At 38.0% G+C, this 17432-nt stretch carries 14 protein-coding genes; 3 read left to right on the top strand and 11 right to left on the bottom strand.

The window, feature by feature from the left end; all coding sequences use genetic code 11:
* The first annotated feature begins 72 nt into the window (after positions 1-72).
* Positions 73-360, top strand: a complete 288-nt coding sequence (locus Epro_RS05140) for a GIY-YIG nuclease family protein (protein WP_052570925.1) — start codon at positions 73-75, stop codon at positions 358-360.
* Between the two features lie 66 nt (positions 361-426).
* Here Epro_RS05140 and Epro_RS05145 read toward each other — a convergent pair whose 3' ends face one another.
* Positions 427-2439: an LTA synthase family protein gene (locus Epro_RS05145; RefSeq protein WP_052570926.1), complete on the bottom strand. Its 2013-nt coding sequence runs from the start codon at positions 2437-2439 to the stop codon at positions 427-429.
* A gap of 37 nt (positions 2440-2476) precedes the next feature.
* Here Epro_RS05145 and Epro_RS05150 point away from each other — a divergent pair, with 37 nt between their 5' ends.
* Entirely contained in the window at positions 2477-4147 is a 1671-nt protein-coding gene (locus Epro_RS05150) for a YgiQ family radical SAM protein (protein WP_052570927.1), read from the top strand.
* Between the two features lie 45 nt (positions 4148-4192).
* On the opposite strand, the gene rsfS is transcribed toward Epro_RS05150, so the two are convergent.
* From rsfS to Epro_RS05200, 10 genes are all read right to left on the bottom strand, one after another.
* Positions 4193-4876, bottom strand: a complete 684-nt coding sequence (gene rsfS / locus Epro_RS05155; RefSeq protein WP_052570928.1) for a ribosome silencing factor — start codon at positions 4874-4876, stop codon at positions 4193-4195.
* Positions 4863-5960 carry a LytR C-terminal domain-containing protein gene (locus Epro_RS05160; RefSeq protein ID WP_052570929.1) on the bottom strand — a complete coding sequence of 366 codons (1098 nt, stop codon included), beginning with the start codon at positions 5958-5960 and terminating at the stop codon, positions 4863-4865. The genes rsfS and Epro_RS05160 overlap by 14 nt, the downstream gene beginning before the upstream one ends.
* The gene (yqeK, locus tag Epro_RS05165; RefSeq protein ID WP_052570930.1) at positions 5947-6519 is read right to left on the bottom strand and encodes a bis(5'-nucleosyl)-tetraphosphatase (symmetrical) YqeK; all 573 of its coding nucleotides are present in this window, start codon (positions 6517-6519) and stop codon (positions 5947-5949) included. Before yqeK ends, Epro_RS05160 begins: the two co-directional genes overlap by 14 nt.
* Before the next feature lie 92 nt (positions 6520-6611).
* Positions 6612-7199, bottom strand: coding sequence for a nicotinate (nicotinamide) nucleotide adenylyltransferase (gene nadD / locus Epro_RS05170; RefSeq protein ID WP_052570931.1), 588 nt, complete (start codon positions 7197-7199; stop codon positions 6612-6614).
* A 115-nt stretch (positions 7200-7314) separates the two neighbouring features.
* Positions 7315-8580 carry a glutamate-5-semialdehyde dehydrogenase gene (locus tag Epro_RS05175; RefSeq protein WP_052570932.1) on the bottom strand — a complete coding sequence of 422 codons (1266 nt, stop codon included), beginning with the start codon at positions 8578-8580 and terminating at the stop codon, positions 7315-7317.
* Positions 8581-8694: 114 nt separating this feature from the next.
* The gene (locus Epro_RS05180; protein WP_052570933.1) at positions 8695-9183 is read right to left on the bottom strand and encodes an META domain-containing protein; all 489 of its coding nucleotides are present in this window, start codon (positions 9181-9183) and stop codon (positions 8695-8697) included.
* 79 nt (positions 9184-9262) lie between these two features.
* Positions 9263-11188, bottom strand: coding sequence for an aconitate hydratase (locus Epro_RS05185; RefSeq protein WP_082121503.1), 1926 nt, complete (start codon positions 11186-11188; stop codon positions 9263-9265).
* A 32-nt stretch (positions 11189-11220) separates the two neighbouring features.
* Positions 11221-12291: a radical SAM protein gene (locus tag Epro_RS05190; protein ID WP_082121504.1), complete on the bottom strand. Its 1071-nt coding sequence runs from the start codon at positions 12289-12291 to the stop codon at positions 11221-11223.
* 52 nt (positions 12292-12343) lie between these two features.
* Positions 12344-13609, bottom strand: coding sequence for a glycosyltransferase family 9 protein (locus tag Epro_RS05195; RefSeq protein WP_052570935.1), 1266 nt, complete (start codon positions 13607-13609; stop codon positions 12344-12346).
* A gap of 9 nt (positions 13610-13618) precedes the next feature.
* Positions 13619-15718: a hypothetical protein gene (locus tag Epro_RS05200; protein WP_052570936.1), complete on the bottom strand. Its 2100-nt coding sequence runs from the start codon at positions 15716-15718 to the stop codon at positions 13619-13621.
* A 91-nt stretch (positions 15719-15809) separates the two neighbouring features.
* Here Epro_RS05200 and Epro_RS05205 point away from each other — a divergent pair, with 91 nt between their 5' ends.
* Entirely contained in the window at positions 15810-17423 is a 1614-nt protein-coding gene (locus Epro_RS05205; RefSeq protein WP_052570937.1) for a tetratricopeptide repeat protein, read from the top strand.
* Positions 17424-17432: the final 9 nt, after the last annotated feature.

Consider the following 17432-nt stretch of genomic DNA (forward strand, 5'->3'; position numbering starts at 1 on the left):
GTAAAAACGCCCCGCGTTTAATTACGCGAGGCGTTTTTAGATATGTAACAGCGAAATTGATATAATGTTTTTATGCCAAAAACAAAATCATCAAAACGCAAAAGAAAACCGCAAACAAATTACACCTATATTTTAAAATGCGCCGACGACACTTTATACACCGGCTGGACAAACAATATTGATAAGCGGCTGCAAGCTCACAACAGCGGCAAAGGCTGTAAATATACGCGCACGCGCTGCCCCGTAGAATTAGCATATTGTGAAATTTTTAAAACAAAGCAAGAAGCGCAAAGCCGCGAGTTTGCAATAAAAAAATTATCGCGAAAAGAAAAACAAACATTGATTAACAACTGTATTTAAACTTAAACGGACAAAAATAAAAACCCCGAAAATTTTACCTTCCGGGGTTTTTATTTACATTATTTTTTATTTCTTCATTTTCTCGCCAGTATTTTTGATTAAATAATCCGATATTGCGGTTGCCGACAAAAAGCGCTTTAACAGTTGTTTATGTTCTTTTTGCTCAGGCGCAAGAATCAGCTCTTTGCGGGCTCCAAGTTTATAATATGTTGCCTTATTTCCTGCTATGTCATATTGAACCGCAAAATTTTTACCGACGATAAAATTTTTATACATCAACGTATTATTTTCGGCTTTTGGCAACAACAAATTTGTGCCCGCGGACATATACTGCGCATTTGACAGAGAAATATTATAAAGCGTTGCAAATATATCCATATGAGAGCCCGCAACCTTTGTATTTATATTTTGCGGTTTTAATTTTTTAGGAATATACAAATATAAAGGAACGCGCATAGTGTTAACAAGACTTTCAGGACGGTATCTTAACGAACTATGATCTCCGGTAACAACTATTATTGTATTGTCGCCATACGGAGAATTTTTTATTCTTGTAATAAAACGCCCTAACATTTCATTTGAATATTGATAAGTTGCAAAACTTAATTTTGCATTATCAATATCCGATATTCTGTTTTGTAACTCTTGCGGAATTTCAAGCGGAAGAGTTTTGTAATTATCCGGAAGCAAAAACGGAGGATGATTTGTGGTAGTTAAAGCAAAAATAAATTTTTTGCCGGAATTTTTAGAAAGCGTTTCAAAAACAGAATTAAAAAGATATTCGTCAAAAACGCCCCACGGTCCTGCGGGAAAATCTTTACTTCCCGCGCCTCTCATGCTTATAACATTATCGTAGTAAGAGCTTGCCGCAAACTCCCCGCAATTTCTCCACGCGACATTATCTCCGTATATAAAAAACGTCTCATAGCCGGATTTTTTATACGGCAGCGCCGATGCAAAAGGGTAGCGGTTATAAACATATTCGGACTGCGAAACGTTAAAAGAATTATCTCTTAAAAATGTGTTTAAAAATAAAGCTTCCAGAGCATATACGGTTACGCTGTCTTCCGAAGAAATATTACGGAAGACAATATCTTGATCAAAATGTTTTTTTAATTCCCCAAGAACGTTAAACGTTTCGCTGTTATATTTAACTAAATCTTCGCCCAAACTTTCCATAAGAATAAAAATAACGTTCGGCTTAACATTTTCTATATTCGCGTTTTGTTTTGTTTTTGAAATAAGAGATTTTTCCGGAACTTTCTTGTCTATCTCGCTGATATTTTTACCAAGATAATCCGCAAAAGCCTGTCTTATGTTATTTTCATAACCCGTTGCCGCAATATAATCTATGTTTCTGCTTTGCCTTGCTTTATTATCTATAGCTCTTTGTAAAGTAAACACATAATTAATTGCCGTTGTATTTAAAAATTCGTTTGAAGAAACGTTGGTATAAACTCCTATAGCGTGATAGCCAAAACTTCCTCTTACGCCTATGAAAACTACAAACGGCAGCACAACAGATATTGCAACTCTTATAAAAATATTCGGCAAAGCAAATTTTGTTTTTTGTTGCTTTAGCGCCAATTTTGATAAGTAAAAAATACCCGCAAAAATTATCGCAACGCCCAAACCTATTAAAAATAAATTGTAATTTTCATAGAAAGTTTTTACAAGCGCCATGGTATCGTCTTCTATAAAACCGAAAACCATTATATTTAAATGATCTTTAAAATAAGAGTAGAAATTGAAGTCTATGCAAAAAACGGTAAGCAGCAAACCTATAAACACCGTGTAATAATATTTAAGCCCCAAGAAGAAAGTTTTTAACCATGAAGATTTTCCTATAATAAAAAAGACAACAAAAAATAAAACTACCGGCGCGTTAACGGCGGATAAAACAGATAAATCAAGCCGCAAACCCATAAAAAACGCGCTTGCAATATCTTTTGAAAAACCCGTTAAGTCTATGCCTGTTTTGTAATACAAAAAAAATATCAGCCTATAAGCCGACATTGCAAATAAAAAAATAAAATTAAGCGATAACAGTTTTATAATTTGTATGCCAAAGTTCCCCACGAAAATCCCCTTTCTCAATTTGGTATAATTATATCAAATGTTTTTACCAACAACCAAAGAAGAACTGTCAAAACTCGGCTGGAGCGTTCCTGATATTATTTTAATATCCGGCGATGCGTATATTGACAGCCCGTTTATGGGAACCGCCGTCATAGGCAATTGGCTTAGCGCAAACGGTTTTAAAGTTGCGGTTATCGCCCAGCCTGACGTTAACACAAACGATATTGCCCGCCTTGGAGAGCCTAAATTTTTTTGGGGCGTATCTGCCGGCGCCATGGACTCTTTTGTTGCAAACTATACCGCTTTAAATAAATTCAGAAACAGCGACGACTTAACGCCGGGCGGCATTAACAACCGCCGTCCCGACAGAGCGTGCATGGCATATGCAAACCTTATACGAAGACATTTCAAAAACACAAAACCTATAGTTCTTGGCGGCGTTGAAGCAAGTTTGCGAAGAATTACTCATTACGATTTTAAAGACAACGCGCTGCGGCGTTCCATACTTTTTGACGCGAAAGCGGACATAATATCTTACGGCATGGGCGAAAAATCTACGCTTGCGTTAGCTCAAGCGCTGCGCGACCAAAAAGATTGGCGCGGCATTAACGGTTTATGTTACGCGTCAAAAGAAAAATTGTCCGACGCTTACGAACTTCCTTCATATGAAGAATGCAAAGAAAATAAAGATAAATTTTTTGACGCGTTTAACTCTTTCTACAAAAACGAATGTTTGAAAGAACCTAAAATTTTAATTCAAAAACACGCCGACAGATATTTAGTGCAAAACCCGCATTCGCCCGCGCTTACAACGGAAGAATTAGACAAAATTTACGATTTAGATTACACGCGCGAAGTGCATCCGTATTACGCCGCGCTTGGCAAAGTAAAAGCGCAGGAAACAATAAAATTTTCCATAACAACCCACAGAGGCTGCGTGGGCGAATGTAATTTTTGTTCTATAGCGGTTCATCAGGGAAAACAGGTAATTTCAAGAAGCGAAAAATCCATACTTGCCGAAGCAAAAAAAATAACGGAACTTAAAGATTTTAAAGGATACATTACCGATCTCGGCGGACCTACCGCTAATATGTTTGAACTAAAATGCAAAGCGCACAAAGTTGCAGGCTCCTGCGAAAACAAACGCTGCTTGTTTCCGGCGCAGTGTTCAAGTTTAATTTCGGGACATAACAAACAATTGGAACTATTAGAAAAAGTTGCGCAGCTGCCAAACGTTAAAAAAGTTTTTATTTCTTCAGGAATACGCTACGATTTAATTTGCAACGATAAAGAAAAAGGACAGCAATATCTCAACTCAATAGTTGCAAATAATATTTCCGGACAAATGAAAGTTGCCCCGGAGCACACAAGCGACAAAGTGCTTTCCCTTATGGGAAAACCCAACGCGGCATTGCTTAGAGAATTTGTAAAAATGTTTGAACAAAGCAAAGAAAATACGAAAATGTTTTTAACGTATTATTTTATAGCGGCATACCCCGGCTGCGGCGAAAGAGAAATGAAAGAACTGCAAACTTTTATAGGAAGAAATTTAAAAATACACCCAGAACAAATACAAATTTTTACGCCAACCCCTTCAACAAGCGCAACAACTATGTATTACTGTGAAAAAGATTTAACCGGCAATAAAATTTTTGTAGAAAAAGACAGAAACAAAAAACAAAAACAGAAACAAATTATTTGCAGATAAAAAAAGCCCCGCCGGAGAAATTACTCCGGCGGGGCTTTTTTATATTTATTTCTTCTTCATTGTTTTTCTAAACGCTTGGACGCCTTTACCGACGGCTTTAATTGTTTTTTTAACTTTTTTTATTTTAGAGCCGGCAGCTTTCAAACTTTTTTTAACCGTCTTCTTTGCCGTCTTAACTTTACTATCTGCTTTTTTAACAGTCTTTTTTATAGTTTTAGCTTTTTTACCGTATTTAATTTTATTTTCCGCTTTCTTAACCGCTTTTTTTGCCTGTCTTATTTTTCTTTCAACTTTTTTCTTTTCTGCATTTACAGTTTTTGCGGCTTTTGCGGCAACTTTCTGAAACTGTTTAGAATCTTTTATTTTAACAATAAGTTTTTCCGGCAAGCCAACAACGCTTGCGTTTTTCCAGAGTTTTTCCAACTCATAAGTTTCGCGCACGCCGGGCGACATAATATGAACCACAAGTCCGCCGTAATCTATAACTCTCCAAGATTGCGAAGAAATTCCCTCTCTGCGCACAACAGCCACGCCCTCTTCTTTAAAAGTTTTTTCTATTTCGGCGGCAATTGCGTTTATCTGCGGAGAAGATTCCGCCGTAGTAACTACAAAATAATCGGATATTGCCGTTAAACTGCGCACGTCTAAAATAACGGTATTTACGGCTTTTTTATCGTCTGCAATCTGCGCCGCTTTCACAGCCAAACCACGGAAATCAATTTTTTCCATTTTGCCCTCTTTTTAATGTTTTACTTTTATCAAATTTATCGTAAACTTCACAATCCGCGCCAACCAAAACGCCGGCGCCGTAATAACTGTTTTTATTATACGAAATTATTATGTTTTGACAACCTAAAATTTTTGCAAGTTTCAACGACAGCGCAAAATTTCCTTTGTAATCTTTAATTATTGTTTGCTCGTAATACTCGGGGTAGTTGCTCCAATCCGCAACGTCAAACTTTTTTTCTCTTAAAAACCATGAAACTTTCTCGCCCATTCGCTGTTTTTTTGACGCGTTTCTAACTTCTATTGTTATGTTTGGGAAATCTTTTAAATTTGTTTGCGGAAAATAAACTTCTTCAAAAAAAGCGTCGGCATTTTGCGAATCCGTAATAGTTCTTGCATGCGAGTTTCTAACGGGCAAATCGCAAAACATTATGAGCGTTTTTTTGATATCAAAATACAAAACGCTCCAGCTTAAAGCTTTTTTTGAAATATTTGTGTTGAAATTTTTATAACCGCTTCTTGCTTTAAAAAAATCAACCAGCGTTCCTGATTTTATTTTTTTTACAACGTTTTTAGCAACTTGCAGTTGTTGAAAAAGTTGAAATGTCCTTGAGCCGGAACTTATATCTACAATAATATTCTTTTGTTTTTTATCAACAAATTCCGAAAAAACATCATAATCCATAGCTATGTAATAATCGGCTTTAAAATTATCGTTTGTAATTTCCGCAAGCTCAGCAAGACAATTTTCAACGGCGCGATTAATATCTTTTTGAGCAAGTTTGTTAAAGTTAGCTTTAAGACTTTCGGCTTTTACTCGCTTTTTTAAAACAACAACGTCCGTATTAACCGTAACAATTTTTAAAACTTTAGATTTTTTTTCATAAGAAATAAGAAAAGCGTTTAGCTCTTGAGGCAAAGTTTTTTCCGTTCCGTATAAAATTAACGTAAAACGCGTTGTATCCGAAGACATTAAATTTTTTATAAACGGGTCTGTTCTAAAAAAAGTAAAATATGCTGCGACAATAATAATTATTGCCGCGGCAAACGCTATAAGATATTTTTTTAATTTTTCATTTTGCGGCATAAAAGTTCCATGTGTCTAACGTTTGGGCGCAAAACCACTTTTCGTTATTTATTACAAAATATATTTTATGTTTTAACACTTCTACAAAAGCTTTATCTAAATCTTTCTTCGCAAGCGCTCTTATTTTTGACGCGTTTTTATATTTTCTGTCTTCCGAAACGGAGTCCGCTATAAAAATTATTTTTTCAAGTTTTGACATATTTTCTCTGCCGAAAGTATGGTTGGCTATTGCGCTTAAAATATCTTTATTTTTTACGGCAAACTTTTCTTTTGCAATAAACGCCGCAGCGTTGCCGTGAAGAAGTTCCGGCGCGTATTTTTTTATTTCGTTAAAGTATTTCGGTTTTGTTCTGTTTTTAAAAAACCCGAGAAAATCTTTACCCTGCATAAATTTTGCGCAGTCATGTAAAAGCCCCGCGGTTTGCGCGCTGTAAATATTTTCGCCGTTTTTTGCCGCAAGCTCTACCGCAAGTTTTGACACGGCAAAAGAATGCTCAAAACGTTTCGGGCTTAAATGTTCGGATAGATATTTGAATATTTCTTCTTCAAGATTTTTCATTTTATATGCTTTGCCGAAGCTGCCTTAAAAAAACAACGGCATACCCCTCACACTGCCCTCTTCCGCAAGGGGCGAGGGAACAACGTCGCTTTTCACTTTGCCATCATATATAAATTGTGTTCTTTTATATAGCCGTAAACTTTGTCATCTAAAAGTTCCGCGGCTTTTTTATCATTTTGCGAAATCATTTTTCTTATTTCTGTTGACGAAATATCTTTAGCCGGAGTTTCAATAAAAATGCATCTGTTGTAATAAGGCGTATCTTTTGAAATTTCGGTATTAGGACGTTTTGCGACTATAAATTTATATTTTTGGGCAAGATAGTTTATGTTTTTCCACGCGGGCAGTTCCAAAAGAGAGTCGGAACCTATTATCATAAATATTTCATCGTTCGGATAAAGATTTTGAAAATGGTCAAGCGTTTGATAAGAGTAAACGGTTGTTTTTTGCTCTGCTTCAAAAAAACTTATTTCTGTTTTAGGCAAACCGTTTACGGCAAGCTCCAGCATTTTGCTTCTGTCGGAAATATCCGCGTATTGTTTGGTTTTATGAGCAGGAGCGTAGGCGATAACAAATATAATTTTATCAAGCCCGAAAGATTGGACGGCAAGTTTTGCAATTTGGACATGCGCATTATGAACAGGATCAAACGAGCCGCCGAAAATTGCAATTTTTTTCATATGTTATTCCGTTCCATAAGCGTCTGATAGCCGTGTCGCTGCGGGTCAGTGGTAAAGGGGACGGGGCTATTGACCCCAACTGATGTGTAACTACCTCCGTCCACTTTACCAAAGCTTATTTTCTTATGTTGCCTTGACCTCTAACAATGTATTTTGTAGTAGTCAATTCTTTCAAACCCATTGCTCCGCGGGCATGAAGTTTTTGTGTGGAAATGCCTATTTCGCAGCCAAGTCCAAAAACGCTGCCGTCGTGAAGTCTTGTGGACGCGTTGACAAAAACGCCTGCAGAATCGACCTGCGCCAAAAATTTATCGGCGGCAGATTTATCTTTTGTAACAATAGCGTCGGAATGCTGCGAACCGTATTTGTTTATATGCGCAATAGCTTCATCTAAAGAATTTACAACTTTTATTGAAATAATTTTATCGTGATATTCGGTGCTCCAATCCGCTTCTACAGCTTCTTTAGCTTCGGGAATAATATTGCGCGCCAAAGGACATCCGCGAACTTCAACGCCTTCTTCGGAATAAAGTTTGCATATTGCAGGCAAAACTTCGGCGGCAACATCTTTATGCACAAGCAAAGTTTCCATAGCATTGCAAACCGCAGGACGCTGACATTTTGCATTAACGGCAATTTCAAGCGCGGTTTTTAAATCCGCATCTTTATCTATATATGTGTGACACAAACCTTTACCGTGCGACAAAACAGGTATTAAAGTATTTTTGCGGATAAAATTTACCAGCTCTTCGCTTCCGCGGGGAATAAGCAAATCTACATATTTATCTAACGCCAAAAGTTCCGTTACGGCGCTTCTGTCGGTAGTGTCTATAAACTGTATTGCGCCCGCAGGCATGCCGGCGGCAACAGCAGAATCATAAATTATCTTTGCCAAAATTCTGTTGGAATTCATGGCTTCCGAACCGCCTTTTAAAATTACGGCATTGCCGGCTTTAAGGCAAAGCGTAGCCGCATCAACGGTAACGTTAGGACGCGCTTCGTAAATCATAGCTATAACGCCAAGAGGAACTCTTATTTTTTTTACGTCAATATTTTGGGCAGGTTTTAAATCTTCAACAATTTCGCCGACGGGGTCTTTAAGCGCGGCAACATCTCTAACGCCTTGTATCATTGCGTTAACGCGCGCTTCGTTAAGAGTGAGACGATCCGTTAAAACCGCGGCAAGCCCCGCTTCTTTTGCGGCTTCAACGTCTATTTCATTATGAAAAAGTATATCTTTGGCGTTTTTAGATAAAGCGTCGGCCATAGCTAAAAGTATTTTACTTTTCTGCTGGGCAGTCATAACGGCAAGCGCGCGCGAAGCGTCTTTTGCGCTTGCGGCCTGCGACAACACTTTTTGTTTTAATTCATTGTTTTCCATAAATTTTCTCCGGCAAAATTTCTGCCTGCAATGCTATATGCACATTATAACATAATGTTAACTGCTTTAATTTTATATCTTGAAACGCATTAAAAGATGCGAAAAGCCAATTTCTTATTGTGCGGATATCTCTTCAAAAATAAGGGTTTTATCGCCCGAGTATAAAATCAGCTGATGCTCTCCGTTTAATTTCCAAGCTGAAACATTTTTTAAGAGTTGAAAATAATCTTGTTCGCTAAGCCCTTTTGGAGTAGAAATTGCCGCCATAAGCGTTGACGCTGCGGGCTTAAATGTTATTGAGAAATCTTTGCCGGCTTCGTAAGGCGCGCTATATCTGTTTGGAGCGGCTTTTCCGGAAGCTTTTTTATCGTCAAATTTAATTGTATAAACATCGCTGAATTTTTTACGGTCAATTTTTTCTCTGTCAAAAATTAAAGTTCCGCTTTTTTGCGCCGACTCTACTATTATTAACTGCCACGTTTTTCCTTCCACGTTTTCTTTAAAAACCGATAATCCCGAAGAAGCTTTAGAACAAGCCGCAAAAAACAAAGACAACACAACCGCAACCGCTAAAACGGATTTTAAAACATTTAATTTTTTCATTTTACCCCTCTCATTTTTATGCTGTCAGCTGCCGTGCCGCCTTGATACCTATTACTTATTATCTGTTATCTATTACCTGTTATTTACTTGCCTTTTCTTTAATCCAATTTAACAATCCGCCGGCAAGCAGAATTCCTTTTTGTCTTTGCGTTAAGTTGTAGTTGGCTTTTATTTTTATGCCTTTACCGGCTATTAAAATATTAAAATCTTCGCCGTTTTCTAAAATATCTTTTGCGCGTGAAAATGAAAAATTATCGCCCTGATTTATTTTATCGTAATCTGCCGGATTGTCAAAAGTTAACGGAATTATTCCGAAATTTATTAAGTTTGCCAAATGTATTCTTGCGAAAGATTTTGTAAGAACTATTTTTATATTTAAAAATCTCGGAGCAAGCGCGGCATGTTCTCTTGATGAACCCTGTCCGTAATTTTCGCCGCCTACAATAACTCCGTTGGGAATTTTTGAAGCTCTTTTTGCAAAATCGGCGTCAACGGCGCCGAAAGTAAATTCCGAAATTTTCGGCAGGTTTGAACGGTAAGGCAAAATTTTTGCGCCCGCCGGTAAAATATGATCGGTGGAAATATTATCGCCAACTTTTAAAGCCACCACGACGTCCGTAGTTAAATCAAAAGCAAACTGTTTTAACGAAACGATATTTGGACCTTTTACAACTTCAACTTTAGAACCGTCCGCTTCCGGCTGCTGAAATTGCGCGTCGTCAACAAGAAATTTTTCCGGCGTTTTTATTTTAGGTTTTGCTCCGAAATATTCGCTTGGGTCGGCGGCCTCGCCCGAGAGAGCCGCGGCAAGCGCAACTTCGGGGCTGCACAAATAAACTTTAGCGTCTTTGGTGCCGCTGCGGCCTTCAAAATTTCTGTTAAACGTTCTAAAAGAAACAGCTCCGCTTTTTGGCGCCTGCCCCATGCCTATGCACGGGCCGCACGCGCTTTCTAAAACTCTTGCGCCGCTTTCAATAATATTAAACAGCGCTCCGCTTTGCGAAAGCATAGCCAAAACCTGACGAGACCCGGGAGAAACAACAAAGCTTACGTTTTTATTTATTTTTTTGCCCTTTAAAACTTCCGCGGTTAAAAGCATATCGCTAAGAGAAGAGTTGGTGCAAGAACCTATTCCAACCTGATCTACTTTTATACCTTTAATATCTTTAACTTTTACAACTTTGTCCGGCATGTGAGGCTGGGCAATAAGCGGCTCTAAAGTTGAAAGATCTATAACAATTTCGCCGTCGTAATCTTTTTGATCGTCGGCAATAATTTCCGTCCACGCAGAGATTCTGCCTTGACGGGCAAGAAAATCTTTCGTTATTTCATCCGACGGAAAAATGCTTGTTGTTGCGCCAAGCTCCGTGCCCATGTTTGTTATTGTGGCTCTTTCCGGAACCGTTAACGTTTTCACGCCGGCGCCTGCAAACTCGTAAATTTTCCCGCGGCCGCCTTTAACGGTTTCAAGTCTTAAAAGTTCAAGAATAATATCTTTTGCGCTGACCCAGTCTCTTAATTTTCCGGTAAGATTAACTTTAATAATTTTCGGCATTGTAATATAAAACGGCTGCCCCGCCATTGCGCAGGCAACGTCTAAACCGCCGGCGCCGAAAGCAAGCATGCCTATTCCGCCGCCCGTGGGAGTGTGCGAGTCCGAACCTATTAAAGTTTTTCCGGGAACGCCAAACCTTTCCAAATGAACCTGATGGCAAATGCCGTTGCCCGCGGGAGAAAAAACTATTCCGTATTTTGAAGCTATAGTCTGCAAAAATTTATGGTCGTCGGCGTTTTCAAAACCGCTTTGCAAAGTGTTGTGATCAACATAGCTTACGGAAAGTTCGGTTTTTACTTTCGCAACTCCCATAGCTTCAAACTGCAAATACGCCATTGTGCCCGTAGCGTCTTGCGTAAGCGTTTGATCTATTTTAAGCGCAATTTCCGCGCCGGCTTCCATTTTGCCGCTGACCAAATGTTTAGAAATAATTTTTTTTGCAACGTTCACTTTTGCTTCCCCTTTTAAAAAATTTTTATGTTTTACAATCTTGATGCAAACGCGCCCGAAAGCATCGGACAGTTTTTGCAGTATTTATGAACTTCGCAATTGTCGCTTAATAATTTTTTGCGAATATCTACAAGCTCCGGAGTATTGCCCGCGTTAGCGTCAAAAATATTTCCGCGCATTGCAGGGTCTTCGTTGCGGCCGTAAAAGTCGCAGCACATTGTGTAAGCTCCGGCGGCGTTTACTAAAAGCTGCTGCCACGGAATTAAACATTTTTTATCTTTTTTATTTTTTATTTCTCTTTTTACCGCCGCAGGATAAAAAACGTCTATGCCGAAATTTTTCTTCTTATTTTTAGAAACAAAATCAGCATACGCAGTAAAATCGTCAAAAATTGTTTCGGACGTTTCGCCTTTGTAAGGCTGGCAAATATTAAACTTTACGGAGTTGCAGCCTATGTTTTTACAAAAATTTATTATTTCTAACGGACGGTTAGGATTTTGTTCTAAAACGCTTTTTAATAAAACATAAGAAGCGTTTACCGTAATTTTTTTTGAAATTCCAGGAATAACTTCCTTGAGTTTTTCTATGGTATTATCATAAACCGACAATTGAATTTCGTCAACTCCGGCTTTTAAAAGCGCGAACACATTTTCAATATTTAGCAACGTTCCGTTTGTAATCATTCCGCATCTTAGTTTGCGTTTTTTTATTGTTTTTATAATTTCAAAAATTTCTTTATTAAGCAGCGGCTCGCCGCCGGTAAGCCCCGCAATAAGAAGCCCTTTTGATATTTTTAAATTCAGAAGTTTGTTTACAAACTCCGCGGACATATCCGTATTTACGCCTTCTATAGATTTATCGCCCACACAAAAAGAGCAATTTAAATTGCAGCGCGTTGTAACAGACAGCGACAGCAAAACAGGCAAACAGGAAGACGCTTTAACAGTTGAGCTGCGCGGTAAAATAAAACCTTTCGCATAATTTACAAGCCCAAGCTTTGGCAAAGCAAATCCAAATTTAGAACCTGTAAGCGTTTTTAAATATCTCTTTATTTTAGCGTTTATCATAATTTTATTTCTTGTCATTGAAATGAAAAAAGGCATTGCCGTTGCTTACCGCCTTCGCATCTCAACTTCCTACCCTCTGCCTTTACAATTATTTTATTTTGAGCGTGCCCATAACATAATTTAATTCTTTATTTACCACTATGCATTCCCGGCTTGTCGGTTTTATTTTCGCAGCGGGAGTTTGTAAAACTTTTGAAACCGCGCTGATGACATTGTTAACCGTTATATTTTTCATGCATACAACATCCGTTGCGCACGGGCTGTCGTCAAAAATATATAAACACGGGCTGCAAAAACTTTTTTTATAAACGGCTTCGTTTACGCCGTTGTCAATGTGCACAAATTGCGGAGAATTTGCGCCGTAAAGCGCAACAACTTTTGCGTTTTGCGCATAAGCCAAATTCATAAGTCCGGAATCGTTTGTTAAAAACGCATCGCAAATAGGAAGCAGCGCCAAAACTTCCGGCAGCGGAAATTTGCCGGCAATATTATAAATATTTTCCGACGGTTTGCTTAAAAAATCAAACAACTGTTGTGCGTAATATTTTTCCTGCGCAGAGCCGAACAAAAGCACGCCGTAACCGTTATCTGCAAAATAAGACGCTACTTTTGCAAAATTTTCCAAACTCCAGCGTCTGGCAAAAGAAAGTTCGGAAGCGTTAACGTTTATTCCTATTATTTTTTTGCCTTTGTTTTTGATAATTTTATTTAGGCGTTTTTTACAAGATTTTAAAACCGCGGAGTTTAAATTAAAAGGTTCTAAATCTATAGACGCTTGGGGCGACGCCCCCCCCAAACGCGCAAGCTGCATGTAAGAAAGCCTCAAAGGCATTTGAAAATTAAAATACATTAAATGCGTATGCAGCCACGTTTTAAAATTTGTTGAATGCGCAAAGAAAAAGCCAAGCCTGTTGCGCGCCAAAGAAAGCAAACTTATTAAAACTCCATATGCCGAAAAAACTTCCAAATCAAAAAATAAATCTACTTTTTCGCGCTGTAATTTAAAAATAAGTAAAACGCTGCTTGCCGCAAGAGCAATAAGAGATTTATCTTTTATGTAAAACGCTTTGTCTATATAGGAAATTAAATCTATTATCTGCTTATTATTTTTTCTGGTTATAAAAATAAGTTTTGCTTTAGGATATCTACTTTTTAAAGCGCGAAGCATAGGCACTGCATGCGTAATGCTGCCCATGCCAAAATATTTTGCAACCGCTATAACCCGCACATTTTCTTGTTTTACGCTGTGGTCGCGTTTTAAAATTTTACCTAAACACCACGCGCTTACGCCAAGAAAGAAGCACGCGATATGACCTATAAATCTGTCTAAAAAAATCTCTGTTTTAAATTTCATATTTTAATTTTAAATAAACAAGTTAAACAATTTTGCATAAATTTCCGGAGAATTATTTTTCACAAGGTTCCACATTTCCCAGTTACCGCCGAAAGTAAGACAGAACCCGAAGAAAACGCTCAATGCGCAAGCCGCCGCAAATATTTTAAAAATAAGAGATTTTGCCGCGTCGCCTTCAATATTATTATAACAGTTAAGCATAAAAACGCCCGCCAGCAAAAACAAGCAAAGCCTGACATCGCAGGAGTATCTTGTAACAACGCCGCTGAGTCCGTATAAAACTATAAGGCTTACGGCTGTCCCCGCGAAAGCCGCCCAAGCCGTAGTTTTCAGCAAAGAATCATTCTTTGAATATTCGGGATTTTTCTTCCACCATAAAAACAAGCCCCACGTCAAAGGAATTAACATAATGCCCGCGTTAACGTCGCCGTAAAACGCCGAGCCGCTTACGTTATACGTGTGTATAGCGGAACGTATCCACGGAAAAACCGGCGAGAATTCCGGCATGTCAAAAAAATAATAAAATATTGCCCGCGGAAGTCTTAAAATCATTTCCGGATTAAATTCTCTTATAACAATGCCCGACAAATTGTGCGTTGTTCCAAAATCTGAAATTGAACCGAAACGCGCAAAATTGTAATAAAAAATTAAAGCAAGACCAGCAATGCAAGGCGCAACAAACGCGGCGGATATTTTCTTTTTATAGTTTAAACTTATATTTTTATTTGACAAAATTTTCAGCGCAGCAGGCAGAAGAAATGCAAAACCCACAAGCAGCACGTTAGGTCTTGTAAAACCTATGCATATAAAAGTTATGCCTGCAAGCAAAAGAAACAGCGCGCCTTTTGATTTTTCGCCTAAAGTTTCAATACGGTTATAAGCTTTGAAAGCAAAATATATGCTTGCCGATAAAAATAAATATCCGCCCAAATGCGCAATTTCATAACGATAAGCAAACAGCTGCAGCATAAAAATAAGCGAACCGAAAAGTATAGCAAGATACGTCGCAAGCAGCAGCATTAAATTTACTTTCTTGCAAAACGTTTTAACAACCTGCATATATGCGCCAAAAATAAAAACTATACACAACAGCGATAAAATAAAAGTTGTCTTTTCGGCAGACGGCAAAGAACCCGTAAGCATGTAATACGGATAATAAATTAAAATTACCGGAGCCGCGCCGAAATAAACGTAATACTTTCCTTTAAAAAAAGCGTAATCATGAAGAGCGTAAGCCTGCGCATTTTCGCGTGCGCCCTGAGAATATGCGTTTTGCCCTAATGCTATCAGTTTAGGGTCTGGCGTTATATCAAGATGGGTTTGTCCTTTTTTAAACGCGTCAAAAACCAAAAGATACGGGTCGGCAGTATTTTGCGCCGCATTAAACGGATAAGAAACGCTTGTAGGTTTGCCCAAACCGGTTGAAGCTTTGTATATAAAAAATGAAAACAGAACGGCTAAACACAAAGCCGCCGCAGAAGCTTTTTTATATGTTTTATCATTCAAATCAGTAACGGTTTTATGCCAGCCGTAAGAGCGCGAAAAAATAATAAATAAAACAGGCAGAAGAATTACAAAGAAACGCAGCCATGAAAAATTAAACGGAGGCGTAACGTTTAGCTTTATTTGCGAAACGGCGAAATCCGCATTTGCGTTTTTAGAAATTTCAAAAATAACGTCTTGAAGATTTCCGCGGCTTTTAACTTTAAGAAAAACTTCGCTTCCGGAAGTTTTGACGGCAAAAAGTTTATTATAAACAAGGCTTGGTTTAAATTTTTCATCGCTGTCGCGGGCGAAAACTCTAACGTTTGCAATCTGCGGCGCGCCGCTGACCGTTAAAGAAATATTTTTAACGGGGACATTAGCGCCAAGAGCAAACGAAGCCGTTTGCAGCTGAGGGTTTAAATGAAGTTTTTTGTCCGCGCCGTATTGCATTTCTGCGGGGTTTGCGGAAACAAAAGACGGGTCTATTGCATATTGCCGCAAGCCCGTATTAAAAAATGACTGCATGTTAAACCCGAATATTTCCACAAAAAGCACAGCTGCAACGATAATTGCGCATTTCATTAAAACTTGATTAGATTTTTTATTATCCGAAACTTCAGGCATTTAAACCCCTTGTGCGATAGTTTTAAATTGTCTTTATTCTCTTTATTTTATATTATTTTTACAGCTTTTAAAAATGAAAACAGGGGCTGCAATGGAAAACACGAATTCAGGCGTATCGTTTTTAAAAAAATATCAAACTATTTTGCTGGCAGCGTTAGTTTTTGCCGTTGCATTTTTAGTTTACGCAAACACCATAAACTATAAACTTACAGATTTGGACGACGAAAATTTTATACATAATTACGCTTACAAGTATCAGCCTGCGTCGGCTTTTAGCGAAGCTTTTAAACAAAACGTTTTGTTTGGCGGTCCCACGCCTTATTACAGACCGGTTTTATCTTTGTCTTTTGTAACAAGCTATAAAATTGCGGGGCAGTCTGAAAGTTTTGCGCATTTTGTAAACGTATTGCTTCACGCCTTATGCGCGCTTTTGCTGTTTGTATTTTTAAGGCATTATCTTTTTGACGATAAAATATCTTTTTTGGCTGCAGCGTTATTTGCGCTGCATCCTCTTACAATTTACACCGCGGCGTGGATTCCCGGGCGAAACGATTCTTTATTTTTTATAAATTTTATTTTGGCGTTTACGTTTTTCATAGAATATCTTAATACGAAAAAGTTTGGTTTTATACTGCTTAACGCTTTATTTACTTTGCTTTGCTTTTTCACAAAAGAGTCGGGGCTTGCGGTTGCGTTTATATTTATTTTCTACTACATAACTCATTTTAAAAAATACGGAAAATTAGATTTAAAGAAATCGGCAATCTGCATAGCATTGTGGATTATTACAATGTCAATTTTTTGGATTGCGCGAAAAGCGGCAATGGGCCCGGCCGGCGTGCAGGGGCTTAACTTAAGGCCCGACAATATAAGAATGTTTTTTGATTATTACGCGTCCGCAATTTTTATGACTACGCCTTTCAGGGCGTTATACGGCACAATTGAACCGTATTTTTATCCGCTTGGAATTTTTGCCGCGGGGCTTACCGTTTTCTTTGCGTTTTTCAAAAAAAACAAAGAACAAAAATACGAAAATTTCTTTTGGCTGACGCTTCCGTTAATAATGCTTGCGCCGAATTTAATTGGCGAAAGATTGTGGTTTCAGGGAAACAGAATGTATGTTCCGCTGTTTGCGATAATAATTTTGTTTTTCTCTTTTTTGCAGCCTTATTTAAAAACAAAGAAAACTGCCGCTCAAACCGTTATTGCAGTTATATTCGTTATAGCGGTTATTGGAACTCTCAACGGCAGCGCCGGCTTTAAAAACAGCTTAACTTTCTGGAATAAAATGATTAATGAAAGCGCTTACGAACATATAACCGCAAAAAAATTCCGCGTTACCGCTTACATAAAAAACGGCGATACGCAAACTGCGGCAAAAGAAGCGTTGTATATTGCTCAAATCAGCCGTTTTAGCGACCCTGAAATTATGTATTTATTAGGTTTGGCATTTTTGCAAAACGGAAATTATAAAGAAGCCATTCAAGTTTATGAAATGCTTATTTCAAACGGACAAATGCTTATACCGCCGACATACGCAAGCCTTGTTTTGGCGTATTCTTATGAAAACAACAAACAAAAGGCGGAATATTATTTCGGCGAACTTGTAAAAACATTAAACGCTTCGCCCAATGACGCGCTTGGATATTTGCAATCTTACAAGGCTTATCTGCAATCGCAAAAGGGACAGGCGTTAAGAAAATAAATAAAAATT

It is taken from the genome of Endomicrobium proavitum (genome assembly GCF_001027545.1).
Lineage (GTDB): Bacteria > Elusimicrobiota > Endomicrobiia > Endomicrobiales > Endomicrobiaceae > Endomicrobium > Endomicrobium proavitum.

Coding starts and splice junctions, on each gene's coding strand:
- Epro_RS05140 (WP_052570925.1), top strand. CDS start 73: ATGCCAAAAACAAAATCATCAAAACGCAAAAGAAAACCGCAAACAAAT.
- Epro_RS05150 (WP_052570927.1), top strand. CDS start 2,477: ATGTTTTTACCAACAACCAAAGAAGAACTGTCAAAACTCGGCTGGAGC.
- rsfS (WP_052570928.1), bottom strand. CDS start 4,876: ATGGAAAAAATTGATTTCCGTGGTTTGGCTGTGAAAGCGGCGCAGATT.
- Epro_RS05160 (WP_052570929.1), bottom strand. CDS start 5,960: ATGCCGCAAAATGAAAAATTAAAAAAATATCTTATAGCGTTTGCCGCG.
- yqeK (WP_052570930.1), bottom strand. CDS start 6,519: ATGAAAAATCTTGAAGAAGAAATATTCAAATATCTATCCGAACATTTA.
- nadD (WP_052570931.1), bottom strand. CDS start 7,199: ATGAAAAAAATTGCAATTTTCGGCGGCTCGTTTGATCCTGTTCATAAT.
- Epro_RS05175 (WP_052570932.1), bottom strand. CDS start 8,580: ATGGAAAACAATGAATTAAAACAAAAAGTGTTGTCGCAGGCCGCAAGC.
- Epro_RS05180 (WP_052570933.1), bottom strand. CDS start 9,183: ATGAAAAAATTAAATGTTTTAAAATCCGTTTTAGCGGTTGCGGTTGTG.
- Epro_RS05190 (WP_082121504.1), bottom strand. CDS start 12,291: ATGCCTTTTTTCATTTCAATGACAAGAAATAAAATTATGATAAACGCT.
- Epro_RS05195 (WP_052570935.1), bottom strand. CDS start 13,609: ATGAAATTTAAAACAGAGATTTTTTTAGACAGATTTATAGGTCATATC.
- Epro_RS05200 (WP_052570936.1), bottom strand. CDS start 15,718: ATGCCTGAAGTTTCGGATAATAAAAAATCTAATCAAGTTTTAATGAAA.
- Epro_RS05205 (WP_052570937.1), top strand. CDS start 15,810: ATGGAAAACACGAATTCAGGCGTATCGTTTTTAAAAAAATATCAAACT.